Below are 13,756 nucleotides of genomic sequence, written 5' to 3'. Positions count from 1 at the left end.
GGGCCGTTCCAGAACACGCTGCCGGCGGACCGGATCGTGTCCGCGTACGTCGCGGCGGTCTCGGGCCCGATGTCCAGGCCCATCTGGTCACCGGGCATCTCCCCGACGGGGACGGTGGTCGCGGGGCTGTCCTCGGCGAAGTCCGCGGCCACCACGACGTCGGTCGGGAGCAGGACGTCCACACCACGCTGGCGCGCCTCGGCGACCAGATCGCGGACCGTGTCGACCTGGTCCTCCTCGACACGGGAGGTCCCGACCGAGCCGCCCTCGGCCACCAGGAAGGTGAACGCCATGGCGCCACCGACGGCGATGGCGTCGACGTGCTGCAGCAGCCGCTCGAGCACCTTCAGCTTGTCGCTGACCTTGGCCCCACCGAGCACCGCGACGTAGGGCGAGACCGGGTCCGCCTGCAGCCCCCCGAGCACCTCGAGCTCACGCTCGAGCAGGAGCCCGGCGTACCCGGGGATCCTCGCGGGGATGCCGGAGATGGACGCGTGAGCGCGGTGGGCGGCACCGAACGCGTCGTTCACGTACACGTCAGCGAAGGCCGCGAGCGCGCCGGCGAACCCGTCGTCACCGGTCGTCTCGCCCGGATCCCAACGCAGGTTCTCGAGCAGGAGCACCTGGCCATCCTCGAGCGCCGCCGCTTTGGCCGTCGCGTCGTCACCGACCACATCGACCGCGATGATCACGTCGGTCCCGAGCAGGTCGCCGAGGCGTTCACCGACCGGCGCCATCGACGAGCTGGGGTCCGGGCTGCCCTTCGGACGACCGAGGTGGGAGGCGACCACGATCCTGGCCCCACCGTCGACGAGCCGACGCAGGGTCGGCACCGAAGCCCGGATCCGCAGGTCGTCGGTGACCACCCCGTCGCGGAGCGGGACGTTGAGGTCAGCCCGAACGAAGACACGCAGACCCGGCCGCACCTCGAGGGTGTCGAGCGTGCGGATCCCCTCGAGGAGCGGCACGCGGGTCATCGGAGACCGGCACCGATCAGCGCTGCCGCCTCGGCGAGACGCGTCGAGTAGCCCATCTCGTTGTCGTACCAACCGAGGACCTTGACGAGGGTCCCGCTGGCCATCGTGCTCGGCGCGTCGAAGATGCAGGAGTGCGGGTTGCCGACGATGTCGATCGACACCAGCGGTTCCTCGCTGTACTGCAGGATGCCCTCGAGCGGACCCTCGGCCGCGGCCTTCATCGCCGCGTTCACCTCGTCGACCGTCACCTCGCGTTCGAGCACCAGCACCAGGTCGGTGATGGAACCGTCCGGGATCGGCACGCGCAGCGAGAGCCCGTCGAGCTTGCCCTCGAGCTGTGGGAGGGCGAGCGCGGCCGACTTCGCGGCACCGGTGGTGGTCGGGATGATCGAGAGCGCCGCCGCACGAGCACGCCGCGGGTCCTTGTGGGGAGAGTCGTGCAGCGACTGGTCGCCGGTGTAGGCGTGGACGGTGGTCATCAGCCCCTGGACGATCCCGAACTCGTCGTCGAGCACCTTGGCCATCGGCACGACCGAGCCGGTGGTGCAGGACGCCATGGAGATGACGTCGTGCTCGGCCGGGTCGTAGTCGCCCTCGTTCGCCCCGAGGACGATGGTCACGTCCTCGCCCTTGGCGGGGGCCGAGATCAGCACCTTCTTCGCGCCCGCGTCGAGGTGCTTGGCAGCATCGGCCCGCGTGGTGAAGAAACCCGTCGACTCGATGACGACATCGATGTCGAGGTCGCTCCACGGCAGGGCAGCCGGATCACGCTCGGAGAGGACCTTGATCGTGTTCCCGTCGACGACCAGGTCATCGCCGGAGGTCTCGACCGTGCCATCGAAGCGGCCGTGCACGCTGTCGTACTTCAGCAGCAGGGCCAGCGTGGCCGTGTCGGTCAGGTCGTTGACGGCGACGATGTCGACGTCGAGACCGCGCTGCTTGGTGGCACGGAGGTAGTTGCGGCCGATGCGGCCGAAGCCGTTGATGGCGACGCGCAGGGTCATCGGGCAGGCTCCTCGGGGGGCGCGGACGGGACGTCCCGGCACCCTAGCAACGGCCCTCGGTGGGCCCGGGCTCGAGACCCTCGGCCATCGATACCAGCCGTCGGAGCCGGCGGTGGACGGCGGACTTGGTCAGGGGGGGATCGGTGAGCTGGCCGAGCTCGACCAGCGACGCGTCCGGGCTGACCAGGCGTGCGAGGGCCACGCCGCGCAGGTCCTCGTCCAGATCATCCCACCCGATCTCGGCGACGACCCGCTCGACGGCTTGGATCTGCGAGCTGGCAGCTTCGACCGTCCGGCGGAGGTTGGCCGCGTCGGCGTTGGCCAACCGGGTCGCCTCCGACCGCACCTGGCGCCGGAGCCGGCGTTCCTCCCAGCGCAGGAACGCGCCGGTCGCTCCGATGGCCGCCAGCACCTCACCGATGCTCGACCCGGACTTGACGACGACGCGCGGACGTTCGTCCCTCCCGTCGCTGCGCGGAGGGGCGACGGCAACGCGACCGTCGACGAGCGCACCGAGGGAGACGGCGAGCGCCTCGGCGGCGTCCCGGCGGTGCGCGACGAGCTCGAGGTGCGGTGGGCGGTCGGGTGCCGACACGCTGCCGGCCGCCAGGAACGCGCCGCGGACCGTGGGGCCGCCGGCCTCCCCCACGACGGGTGCGGCAGGGGTCGGGCGGCCGTCGCTGCCCAGCAAGCCGAGATCGCGGGCGACCGTGTCGCCGGCGCCGTCGAGCCGCACCCCGTAGAGCCGTCGCCGCTGGACACCACCCGGGGCCCGCACGCGAAGCTCGGGCGCGACGTCGTAGCGGCGTTGCAGCAGGGTGTAGGTGCGGCGGGCGGTCGCTCCAGCGACGGTCTCGAGATCGACACCGATCCCGCGGTCCCCACCCCCGAGCACCAGGGCGCCACCGAAGCGGAGCAGGGCGGCCAGCTCGGCCCGGACGGCGTCCCCGTCACCGATCGGGAGCCGAGCGAGCTCCTGCTTGACCTCGTCGGTGAAGGTCACGACCGGTTCACCGCGCCAGCAGTTCGCCGAAACGAGCCGCGAGGGCGACCGGATCGTGACCGTTCCGGCCGTCGAAGAGGTCGGTGACGACCACCTCGTCGACCCGCTCGGCGAGCGCGTCGAGATCGACGGTGAGGGGCTTTCCCTCGTGCGGACCCGGCCCGTCGTGGGCGATCAGGACATCGACCCGGAGCCCGGGGACGTGTTCGGTGAGTGCATCGAGGTGGGCTGGCAGGCTCAACCCCTCGGTCTCCCCCGGTTGCTCGCGCAGGTTGGCGACCAGCACGGTCGGAGCCTCCGAGGCTGCGATGGCGCGGGCGATACCCGGCACGAGCAGGTTCGGGAGCACGCTGGTGAACAGCGATCCGGGCCCGAGGACCACCAGGTCGGCGCGACGCACGGCGGCGACGGCCGCGGGGGTCGCCGGCGGCTCGGTCGGATCCAGCCACACCTGGCGCAGGTGCGAGGTCGTGGCGACCGCCGCCTGCCCGTCCACGAGCCCACCGTCGGCGCGCGCCTGGAGGGTGACCGGCACCGTCGTGCAGGGCAGGACACGTCCCGGCACGTCGAGCAGCCGAGCCAGGCGATCGAGCCCCTCGACGACGTCGCCGGCGGACAGGTCCTGGAGCGTGACCAGGATGAGGTTGCCGAGGCTGTGGCCGTCGAGTTCGCCGCGGCTGAACCGGTACTGGATCAGATCGGCCAGGTCGCGGTCCCGGGCGAGCGTCGCGAGCGCCATGCGCAGGTCCCCCGGCGCCACGATGTCGTGATCGCGCCGCAACCGGCCGGACGATCCCCCGTCATCGGCCACCGTGACGACGGCCGTCACGTGGTCGACGACCCGAGCGAGGGCATCGAGCGAGCGCGAGAGGCCGTGTCCGCCACCGATGGCCACGGCCCGCGAGCCGTCTCCGGGGCCCGTGCGTTCACTCACGTCCGAGGTCTCGGTGCTCGACGGCGACGCGGACGTCCGGAGCCGTGCGTCGGAGGTGGGCGGCGACGTGCTCGCTGATGGCCACCGACCGGTGCTTCCCGCCGGTGCACCCGACGGCGATCGTGAGGTAGCGCTTGCCCTCGCGCACGTAGCCAGGGACGGAGGCGTCGAGCAGCGCTTCGAGCGCCGCCACGTACGGCCCGGTCAGATCCTGGCCGAAGACGTAGTCGCGCACCTGCTGGTCGAGTCCGGTGAACGGTCGGAGCTCGTCGACCCAGTGGGGGTTCGGGAGGAACCGCACGTCGAGGACGACGTCGGCGTCCCGCGGCGCGCCCTGCTTGAACCCGAACGACTCGACCGTGACCTGCAACGGCGACTGGTCCTCCATCCCGAGCACCTCGACCACGCGATCGCGCAGCTGGTGGACGTTGGTGCTCGAGGAGTCGATGACGAGATCGGCCGTGCCCCGCAGCTCGGCGAGGAGCTCACGTTCGCGGTGGATCCCCTCGAGGATGCCCTCAGGTCCGGCGGGGTGGCGGCGACGGGTGGTCTCGAATCTCCGCACGAGCACCTCGTCGGAAGCTTCGAGGAACAGCAGGCGGACCTGTCCCGGCTCGGCGCGGAGCTGGCGGACGGTCTCGAGCAGCTCGTCGAAGAACTGACGCCCGCGGACGTCGGCCACGAGCGCCACCCGGCTGACCGACGAACCGGGGACGAAGGCGAGCTCGACGACCTTCCCGAGCAGCGAGGGTGGCAGGTTGTCGATCACGAACCAGTCGTGATCCTCGAGGACCTTGGCCACCTCGGTGCGGCCGGCGCCCGACATCCCCGTGATGATCAGGACGTCCGAAGCGTGGGTCGCGTCGACGCTCTCCGACGTCTCCGGTGCCGGGTCGGTCACGTCGCCTCCTCCGCTGCGTGAATGTCAGCCGCCGGTCGGTCCGGTCCTGCGTCCGTCGGGTGCAGGTGGGCGTACACCTGCGTCGCGAGCGTACGGGAGATGCCCGGCACACCCTCGAGGTCCTCGACGGTGGCACGACGGACCGCCGCCAGGGAGCCGTAGCGCTCGAGCAGCGCCGCCCGCCGCGTCCGCCCGATGCCGGGGATCGTGTCGAGTTCGGAGCTCGCCAGGCTCGACCGCCGACGGCCACGCTGGTAGGTGATCGCGAAGCGGTGCGCTTCGTCCCGGACCCGCTGGACGAGGAAGAGCGCCTCGCTGCCGCGTGGCAGCACCACCGGACGGGACCGGCCGGGGACGTGCAGCTCCTCGAAGCGTTTGGCCAGGCCAGCGAACGCGACGTCGTCGATCGGCAGGTCCTCGACGGCCGCCAACGCCGCGTTCAGCTGGCCCCTCCCCCCGTCGACGATCACCAGGTTCGGCGGGTAGGCGAACTTGCGCGGCTGACCGTCCTCGCCGATGACCGGCTGCCCCCGCGACTCGACGAGGCGCTTGAACCGCCGACCGATCACCTCCTGCATCGCGGCGACGTCGTCGTTCTTGTCCTCGGACAGCTTGAACCGGCGGTACTCGGACTTCTTCGGCAGCCCGTCCTCGAACACCACCATGGAGGCCACCACCTCCGTCCCACCGAGGTGGGAGATGTCGAAGCACTCGATGCGCAGCGGCGCCTCGTGGAGCCCGAGGGCGTCGCCGAGCTCCTTGAGCGCGCGCGACCTCGCGTCGAAGTCGGTGGCGCGCTTGAGCCGCGCCCGATGGAACGCCTCGCGGGCGTTCTCCTCGACCGTCTCGAGGAACGCCCGCTTGTCACCGCGCTGCGGGACGGTGAACCGGACCCGCTGGATCGGGGCGCCGCGGGTGCCCGCGCGCGTGGACCGGCGTTGCTCGGCGAGCAACGTCGACAACGCGTCGGCATCGTCGGGTTCGACCGGGACCACGATCTGGGGTGGCACCTCGTCGGAGCGTTCGGCGTAGAGCTGCAACAGGAAGCTGGTGAGCAGCTCGGGCGTGGTCAGCGGCTCGACCTTGTCCACCGTCCAACCCTTGCGACCGACGAGCCGACCTCGCCGGACGAAGAAGACCTGCACCGCCGCCTCGAGCTCGTCCTCGAACACGGCGATCGCGTCCAGGTCCTCGGGCTTCTCGGTCACCACCTGCTGCTTCTCCAGCGCCCTCTGGGCGGCCTGCAGCTGGTCGCGTCGCCTCGCAGCGGCCTCGAAGTTCAGATCGGCCGCGGCGTCGCGCATCTCCGCCTCGAGCTGCGCCAGCACCGGCCCGGTGTCACCGTCGAGGAAGGCCGCGAAGGCGTCGACCAGATCGCGGTGCTCCTCGGTCGACACCACCCCGGTGCACGGCGCTGCGCACCGGTCGATGTGGAACAGCAGGCACGGCCGGCCGAGCCGCTGGGCGCGGTCGTAGACCCCGTTGCGGCACGTGCGGACCGGGAAGACCCGCAGGAGCAGGTCGAGGGTCTCGCGGATGGCGTAGGCGTGCGCGTACGGGCCGAAGCGCCGGTCGTCCTTGGCCACCTTGCCGCGCTTGACGATGGCGCGCGGGACGGCCTCCGACGTCGTCAGGACCAGGTAGGGGTAGGACTTGTCGTCGACGTAGCGGACGTTGTAACGCGGCTTGTGGCGCTGGATCAGGGTGTACTCGAGGTGGAGCGCCTCGACCTCGGAATCGACGACGATCCACTCGACCGATCGTGCGGCCTCGAGCATCGCGCGGGTCCGGGGGGCGATGCTCGACCAGACCCCGAAGTAGTTGGCCAGCCGCTGGCGCAGGGACTTGGCCTTGCCGACGTAGACCACGCGTCCGGCACCGTCGATGAACTGGTAGCAGCCCGGCGCGTCGGGGATCGCGCCGGCCTCGGGGCGGAAGGCGAGGGACGGGTTCTTCATCGACCTCGCAGCGTACTGCTCTGAGGTGCCCTCCCCCGCTCCTGCACCCCTCCGGCGCGGGTCTACGCTGGCGCCTGCACGAGCCAGCGAAACGACCGTGAGGAGCATCGTGCTGCAGCTGCTGTTGGCGCAGGCCGACGCGATCCCGGACGACCTGTGCGTACGGGCGGGTGCCGACGACACCGAGGTGGCCCCGGACGCGCTGTGCGAGCTGCTCTACCGGGTGACGGGCAACGAGTCCGTGGCGACGTTCGCCGGGGTGATCGGGACCATCCTGCGCGTCGTGCTCATCCTCGTGATCGCCTTCGTGCTCGCGCGCATCCTCGGGCGGCTCATCGCACGCTTCGCGGCGCGGATGGAACGCAAGATCGCCGAGCGCCTCGCCAAGGCAGAGGAGCGCGGCGCGATCCGCTCGGCCGAGCAGTACCGGACCCGACGCTCGCAGCGCTTGCGCGCCATCACCGGCGTGATGCGCGGTGTCGCCGGGGTGACGGTCTGGTCGATCGCGATCCTGGTGATCATCGTCCAGGTGCTCGGCGTCGCTCTCCAGCCCATCCTCGCCGGTGCCGGCCTGCTGTCGGTGGTCGTCGGGTTCGGTGCGCAGCAGATGATCCGTGACGTGCTGGCCGGCATCGCGATGTTGGTCGAGGACCAGTACGGCGTCGGCGACTGGATCCAGATCGACGAACGCATCGGCCAGGTCGAGCACGTGGGCCTGCGGTCGACCGCGATGCGCGACATGGACGGCATCGTGTGGCACGTGCTCAACGGCGACGTGCAGCGCGTCGGCAACCTGTCGCAACACTGGTCGCGCTCGACGTTGGACGTCCCGATCGCTCTCGACTCCGACGTCCCCACGGCGAAGGCGATCATCTACAAGATCGCCACCGAGCTCGCGGAGGACCCCGTCTGGGGCGACGACATCATCGGGCCTCCGGAGATCTGGGGCGTCCAGGAGTTCTCGCCGCACGGGCTGGCGATCCGCGTCGTCACCCCGACCAAGCCCATGGCGAACTGGGACATCAACCGCCAGATGCGCGAGCGACTCCACCACGCGTTCACCCAGGCGCGCATCCGGATGCCGAGCCAACTGGTCGACGTCGGCGGCCTCGCCACCGGGTACCCGCTGGAGGTGACCCGCCAGGGCGTCGAGGAGCACACCGACCCACATGGTCGACCTCGCGGCCTGGCGACGTCCGATGCGGGTCCGCCTGACGAACCCGCCACCGTCGACCTCGACGAGGTGACCGGGGACGCCTACGAAGACGGCCGGGATCGCACCGCGGAGCTGCGCATCATCCGTGGTTCCGAGCCTCGACCCGACTGACCAGCAGCGGTCATCGTCGCCGTCCGGCCGACGCCCGCTCGAGCACGTCGACGAGGAACTTGCCGGTGTAGCTCCCCGCAGCCGCGGCGACCTCCTCCGGGGTGCCCTGGGCGACGATCGTGCCACCACCGTCACCACCTTCGGGACCGAGGTCGAGCACGTGGTCCGCGGTCTTGATCACGTCGAGGTTGTGCTCGATGACGATGACGGTGTTGCCCTTGTCGACGAGGCGGTGGAGCACGTCGAGCAGCCGCCGGATGTCCTCGAAGTGCAGGCCGGTGGTCGGCTCGTCGAGGATGTACACCGTCTGCCCGGTGGCGCGCTTGCGCAGCTCGGAGGCGAGCTTGACGCGCTGCGCCTCGCCACCCGACAGCGTCGTCGCCGGCTGCCCGAGCCGCACGTACCCGAGCCCCACGTCGACCAGAGTCTGCATGTGACCGGCGATGGCGGGGATGTTCTGGAAGAACTCGAGCGCCTGCTCGATGGACAGATCGAGCACCTCGGCGATGGTCTTGCCCTTGTAGTGCACCTCGAGGGTCTCGCGGTTGTAGCGGCGCCCCTTGCAGACCTCGCACGGCACGTAGACGTCCGGCAGGAAGTGCATCTCGATCTTGAGCGTCCCGTCACCCCGGCACGACTCGCAGCGGCCACCCTTGACGTTGAACGAGAACCGGCCCGGCTGGTAGCCGCGGACCTTGGCCTCCTGGGTGCTGGCGTAGAGCTTGCGCACGTGGTCGAACACGCCGGTGTAGGTCGCGGGGTTCGAGCGGGGGGTGCGACCGATCGGGGACTGGTCGACGACCACGACCTTGTCGACGTGCTCGAGCCCCTCGACCCGGGTGTGCTGGCCCGGCAGCTCGCGGGAGCCGTACACGTGGCGCATCAGCACGCGCGACAGGATGTCGTTGACGAGGGTCGACTTCCCCGACCCGGACACCCCGGTCACGCACGAGAAGGTGCCCATCGGTAGCTCGACGTCGAGGTCGCGCAGGTTGTGCTCGGTGGCGCCGCGGACCGCCAGGACGCGCCCGTCGCCGGTCCGCCGCTCGGCGGGGATCGGGATCCGTCGTTCGCCCGACAGGTAGGCGCCGGTGAGGGACTTGCGGGTCAGGCGCTTGAGGCCCTCGACCGAGCCCGAGTGGACGATCTCGCCGCCGTGGACGCCCGCGCCGGGACCGATGTCCACGACGTGGTCCGCCGCGTCGATGGTGGCCTCGTCGTGCTCGACGACGATCAGGGTGTTGCCGAGGTCGCGCAGGCGGATGAGGGTCTCGATGAGCCGTTCGTTGTCGCGCTGGTGGAGACCGATGGACGGCTCGTCGAGGACGTAGAGGACCCCCACGAGCCCGGCGCCGATCTGCGTCGCCAGACGGATGCGCTGGGCCTCGCCGCCGGACAGGGACCCCGCCGCACGGTTCAGGGTGAGGTAGTCGAGCCCGACGTCGAGCAGGAACCGCAGCCGGGCGCGGATCTCCTTGACCACACGGGCACCGATGATGGTCTCGCGGTCGGACAGCTCGAGCTGGGCGACGAACCGGTCGGCCTCGGCCACCGACATGCCGGTGAGCTCGGCGATGGACGTCCCGCCGACGGTCACCCCGAGAACGATGGGCTTGAGGCGCTTGCCGGCGCAGGTCGGGCACGGCACCTCGCGCATGTACTGCTCGACCTGCTCACGCACGTGTGAGGACTCGGTCTCGGCGTGGCGACGCAGCAGCGACGGGATGACGCCCTCGACCTGCGCCTTGTAGGACCGCTTGCGCCCGTAACGGTTGGTGTAGCTGACGTGCACCCGGTCGGGCAGCCCGTGCAGGACCGCGTCCTGGACCTCGGGCGAGAGGTCCCGCCACGGCGTGGTCGGCTCACCCCCGGCGTGCGTCACCGTGGCGCGCAGGAGCTGGCGGTAGTAGTTCGACTGCTGCCCGGTCCCCCACGGCAGGACCACGCCCTCCTCGACCGACAGGTCGCGGTCCCCGAGCACGAGCTCGGGATCGACCGTCAGCTGGGTCCCGAGACCGCTGCACGCCTCGCACGCGCCGTAGGGCGAGTTGAACGAGAAGTTGCGCGGGGCGAGCTGCTCGTAGCTGAGGTTGCAGTGGGGGCAGGCGAGGTGCTCGGAGAACGTCAGGGTCTCGGCCTGCGGTTCGGGCAGGCCTGCGTCGTGAGCCGCGTCGATGGCCTCGCGGGTCGGGACGACCTCGATCATCGCGATGCCATCGGCCAGCTGCAGGGCGGTCTCGATCGAGTCGGCGAGCCGGCGGCGCATGTCCTCCTTCTGCACCAGCCGGTCGACCACCACCTCGATGGTGTGCTTGTAGGTCTTGGCGAGCTTGGGTACCTCCTCGATCGGGTACACGTCCCCGTCGACCCGGACGCGGGCGTACCCCTCGGTCGACAGCTGCTGGAACAGCGCCGCGTGCTCGCCCTTCCGGCCGCGGACGACGGGTGCGAGGACCTGGAAGCGCGTGCCGGCGGGCAGCTCGTGGACCTGGTCGACGATCTGCTCGGCGGTCTGCCGGGCGATGGGACGGCCGCAGTTCGGGCAGTGCGGCTGGCCGATCCGGGCGTACAGCAGACGCAGGTAGTCGTAGATCTCGGTGATGGTCCCCACCGTCGAGCGTGGGTTGCGGGAGGTCGACTTCTGATCGATCGAGATGGCCGGGGACAACCCCTCGATGAAGTCGACGTCCGGCTTGTCCATCTGTCCGAGGAACTGGCGCGCGTAGGCCGACAGCGACTCGACGTAGCGCCGCTGCCCCTCGGCGTAGATGGTGTCGAACGCCAGCGAGGACTTCCCCGACCCGGACAGCCCGGTGAACACGATCAGCGCGTCGCGGGGCAGGTCGAGGTCGACGTCCTTGAGGTTGTGCTCGCGAGCTCCGCGTACGACGATCCGGTCGTGCACGGCACTCCGACGGGGGCTGGCGGCCACGCGAGGTCCTCCGGCAGCAGGTGGGACGGGAGCGGCCGCGGACCGGCCGACGCGAGCGGGCCACGGGAGGTGAAACGTGCGGAGGTGGCCGCGGCCCGAGGGTACCGACGTCCCACGGTACCGAACCTGGGCCGCGGGGTCGAACACCCGTTCGACCCACCTCGTGAAGTAGCCGGCCCGTAGGCTGCCCCGGACCAGGAGCTCTCGATGACCGAACACGACGTCGACCGCGGCCACGTCGACCCCGACGGGGACTGGCTCGACCGCACCGATGGGCACCTGCTGCTGCGCAAGCTGTCGGTCGAGGAGTTCGACAACAACGTCTACGTCGTGGCGTGCACCCGCACGGGTGACGCACTGCTCGTCGACGTCGCCGCCCGGCCCGAGCGGTTGGCGGAGGCACTCGAGGGGATCTCCCCCGTCGCGGCCGTCCAGACGCACGGGCACTGGGACCACATCCGGGCCTGGGACGGCGTCCGCGACGACCTGGGGATCGAGGTGTGGGGCCACCCGGGCGACGCCGAGCTGTTCCCCCGCCCCGTCGACCGTGAGCTCCAGGATGGCGATCGCGTCACGGTCGGTGAGCTCGAGATCGAGGTGCTCCACCTCCCCGGGCACACCGAGGGGTCGCTGCTGTACCTCGTCCAGGGCGAGGACCGCCCGCACCTGCTGAGCGGCGACACCCTCTTCCCCGGCGGTCATGGGCGGACAACAACTCCCGAGGACCACGAGCGGATCATGGACGGCCTCGACGCACTGTTCGACCGCCTGCCCGATGAGACACACGTCTACCCCGGCCACGGCGATGACACCACCATCGGCACCGAACGGCCTCACCTCGCCGAGTGGCGCGAACGCGGCTGGTAGCCGACGCGGACGGCGACGCACTAGTCAGACGCCGTACCCAGGTCGTGGCCCGGGGAGCGGTCAGCACGGGATGGAGGCAACAGTGCCGCCAGCAGAGCAGGGAGGGCCGTCACAAGTAGTGCCACGGAACGGTCGGCGTGGGTGGCCAGCACGCCGAAGAAGCTGGGCCCAAGGATGAACCCGGCCGCGGCGAACACGATGGTCGAGGTGAACCCGGTGGTGGGGCGGTCCTGGAAGACCTGCTGGCTCCACATCACCACGAGTGCAAACGCGGTGGTGAAGCCCACCCCGAACAGGGCCGCCGATCCCAGCGCGGCGCCCACGGAGCCGGGCGCGACCAACAGCACCACGTTCGTTCCGGCGACCAGGGCGAGCATCACCGCCAGGGGCCACCGCAGGCCGTAGCGATCGGCGACCCTGCCGCCGAAGACCCCCACCGCCGTCCCGGCGATACCCAGAGCCGCCCACATCCCCGGACCGATCCAGGGGGCCAGACCGGCGTCCTGCGCCGTGTCGGGCGCGTACGCGAAGTACGCACCGGAGGTGATCGACACCCCCAACGTGACGACGAACAGCCGCCCCGACCGGAGGTTGAAGAACCACCGCAGCGCAGGCCGTCCACGGTCGAGGGCCGGGCCGACGGATCCTGGTGTCAGTACCCGCCAGGCCACCGCGGCCGCCACCAACCCGATGATCGCGAACGCCCACCACGCGGTCCGCCAACGGTCTCCGCCGACGAGCACGAGGACGCTGGCGAGGACCAGACCGACCGGGGAGCCGGCGTTGACCAGGGCCAAGGCACGCCGGGTTCCGGCCGCTGGGACGTGGTCGCGGACCGCGTCCGCGAACGGCGCCCATGCACCACCGGCACTCGTTCCCGCGGCGATCACCCCCGCCGCCAGCAGGACCGGACCAGACGCTGACGCGGTCGCTGCTGCGCCGACCGCCAGCAGCAGACACCCCGAGAAGACCGGCACGCGAGGTCCGTAACGGGCCGCGAGGACGCCGGTCGCCACGGTGGCAACCAGGTAGCCGGCCTGGGCTGCGCTGGCGTAGAAGCCCAGCACGTCCAGTGGCAAGCCGAACTCCTCCCGGAACCTCGGCACGAACAATCCGTACGCCAACCGGCCGATGCCGTACGTCGCCACCAGCGCCAGCAGACCGGCACCCCCGACACGGGAAGCCTGGCTCGTGATCACGTCGGACCTTTCGTCTAGGGCACGGTGCACAGGACGGCGGTCATCCACCGAGCTCACGGCGTTCGCACGCCGAGGCGCTCCCCTGCGCTCGGGGAACAGCGGCTCCAGTTAGCAGCGCGCTCCTCGGACCCGAAGCGTTTCGCGACGGTAACGAGCCGGTGTTCCCCGCCCTGTGTGGGCCTGCCGTCTCACAGCCGGGGCCTCGCCCGCTCTCAGTGACTGCCGCGGGAGGTGGAGGACGTGTGCAGCGAACCTTCGAACACCCGATGTAGCCGCGGCCGCACGGTTCCCCGGGGGACCGGGGAGCACGTTCGGGTCGAGCGAGAACCACGCCCGGATCATGGACGGCCTGGAGGCCCTGTTCGACCGGCTCCCCGATGAGACGCACGTGTACCCGGGCCCTCACCTCCAGGAGCGGCGCGAACGCGGCTGGGTAGCCGAGGTGAGCGACGAGAGACGCCCACCGGCGTGGAACGGCAGCGGTTCTCGCCGGGCCGGCCTCGCCCCGGGTGTCGCGTCCCAGCAGTCGGGTGCGCGGCGGTCTACCGGGGCGCTGGTGTGGCGCCAGCGCCACGTGAGGGCCCCGCAAGCGGTGATCAGTGGCAGCGCCCGGATTCCCTCGTTCGCGAGTTGGACCCGTCCCGCCGCGCGGAA

At 71.0% G+C, this 13,756-nt stretch carries 10 protein-coding genes and 1 pseudogene; 3 read left to right on the top strand and 8 right to left on the bottom strand.

Annotated elements, in window-relative coordinates; genetic code table 11:
- From pgk to uvrC, 6 genes are all read right to left on the bottom strand, one after another.
- A partial coding sequence (gene pgk / locus WEB03_RS07000; protein ID WP_368070228.1) for a phosphoglycerate kinase occupies nt 1-977 on the bottom strand: 977 nt, incomplete at its 3' end.
- Entirely contained in the window at nt 974-1,981 is a 1,008-nt protein-coding gene (gene gap, locus WEB03_RS06995; protein WP_368070227.1) for a type I glyceraldehyde-3-phosphate dehydrogenase, read from the bottom strand. The genes gap and pgk, both read right to left, overlap by 4 nt.
- Before the next feature lie 43 nt (nt 1,982-2,024).
- Nucleotides 2,025-2,984, bottom strand: coding sequence for a DNA-binding protein WhiA (whiA, locus tag WEB03_RS06990; protein WP_368070226.1), 960 nt, complete (start codon nt 2,982-2,984; stop codon nt 2,025-2,027).
- A gap of 7 nt (nt 2,985-2,991) precedes the next feature.
- Nucleotides 2,992-3,918, bottom strand: a complete 927-nt coding sequence (gene yvcK / locus WEB03_RS06985) for a uridine diphosphate-N-acetylglucosamine-binding protein YvcK (protein ID WP_368070225.1) — start codon at nt 3,916-3,918, stop codon at nt 2,992-2,994.
- On the bottom strand, nt 3,911-4,819 hold the full coding sequence (gene rapZ / locus WEB03_RS06980; RefSeq protein WP_368070224.1) for an RNase adapter RapZ: 909 nt from the start codon (nt 4,817-4,819) through the stop codon (nt 3,911-3,913). The genes yvcK and rapZ overlap by 8 nt, the downstream gene beginning before the upstream one ends.
- Nucleotides 4,816-6,777, bottom strand: a complete 1,962-nt coding sequence (gene uvrC, locus WEB03_RS06975; RefSeq protein WP_368070223.1) for an excinuclease ABC subunit UvrC — start codon at nt 6,775-6,777, stop codon at nt 4,816-4,818. The genes rapZ and uvrC overlap by 4 nt, the downstream gene beginning before the upstream one ends.
- A 97-nt stretch (nt 6,778-6,874) precedes the next feature.
- Between uvrC and WEB03_RS06970 the strand changes: the two genes are divergently transcribed.
- Entirely contained in the window at nt 6,875-8,104 is a 1,230-nt protein-coding gene (locus WEB03_RS06970; RefSeq protein WP_368070222.1) for a mechanosensitive ion channel family protein, read from the top strand.
- A gap of 10 nt (nt 8,105-8,114) precedes the next feature.
- On the opposite strand, the gene uvrA is transcribed toward WEB03_RS06970, so the two are convergent.
- On the bottom strand, nt 8,115-11,009 hold the full coding sequence (gene uvrA / locus WEB03_RS06965) for an excinuclease ABC subunit UvrA (protein WP_368070233.1): 2,895 nt from the start codon (nt 11,007-11,009) through the stop codon (nt 8,115-8,117).
- 234 nt (nt 11,010-11,243) lie between these two features.
- Between uvrA and WEB03_RS06960 the strand changes: the two genes are divergently transcribed.
- A complete protein-coding gene (locus WEB03_RS06960) occupies nt 11,244-11,903 on the top strand; it encodes an MBL fold metallo-hydrolase (protein WP_368070221.1) in 660 nt (219 codons plus the stop codon).
- Between the two features lie 20 nt (nt 11,904-11,923).
- Here WEB03_RS06960 and WEB03_RS06955 read toward each other — a convergent pair whose 3' ends face one another.
- Nucleotides 11,924-13,102 carry an MFS transporter gene (locus WEB03_RS06955; RefSeq protein ID WP_368070220.1) on the bottom strand — a complete coding sequence of 393 codons (1,179 nt, stop codon included), beginning with the start codon at nt 13,100-13,102 and terminating at the stop codon, nt 11,924-11,926.
- A 286-nt stretch (nt 13,103-13,388) separates the two neighbouring features.
- On the opposite strand from WEB03_RS06955, the pseudogene WEB03_RS06950 reads away from it, so the two are divergent.
- Nucleotides 13,389-13,502 (top strand): annotated as a pseudogene (locus WEB03_RS06950) (MBL fold metallo-hydrolase); the annotation flags it as partial.
- Nucleotides 13,503-13,756 lie beyond the last annotated feature (254 nt).

It is taken from the genome of Nitriliruptor sp., assembly GCF_040882075.1.
Taxonomy (GTDB): Bacteria; Actinomycetota; Nitriliruptoria; order Nitriliruptorales; family Nitriliruptoraceae; genus Nitriliruptor.
This window is presented reverse-complemented; position numbering and strand designations above follow the sequence as displayed.

What these genes read in the sequence shown, in the direction of transcription:
- gap (WP_368070227.1), bottom strand. Translation starts at nt 1,981, where the DNA reads ATGACCCTGCGCGTCGCCATCAACGGCTTCGGCCGCATCGGCCGCAAC.
- uvrC (WP_368070223.1), bottom strand. Translation starts at nt 6,777, where the DNA reads ATGAAGAACCCGTCCCTCGCCTTCCGCCCCGAGGCCGGCGCGATCCCC.
- WEB03_RS06960 (WP_368070221.1), top strand. Translation starts at nt 11,244, where the DNA reads ATGACCGAACACGACGTCGACCGCGGCCACGTCGACCCCGACGGGGAC.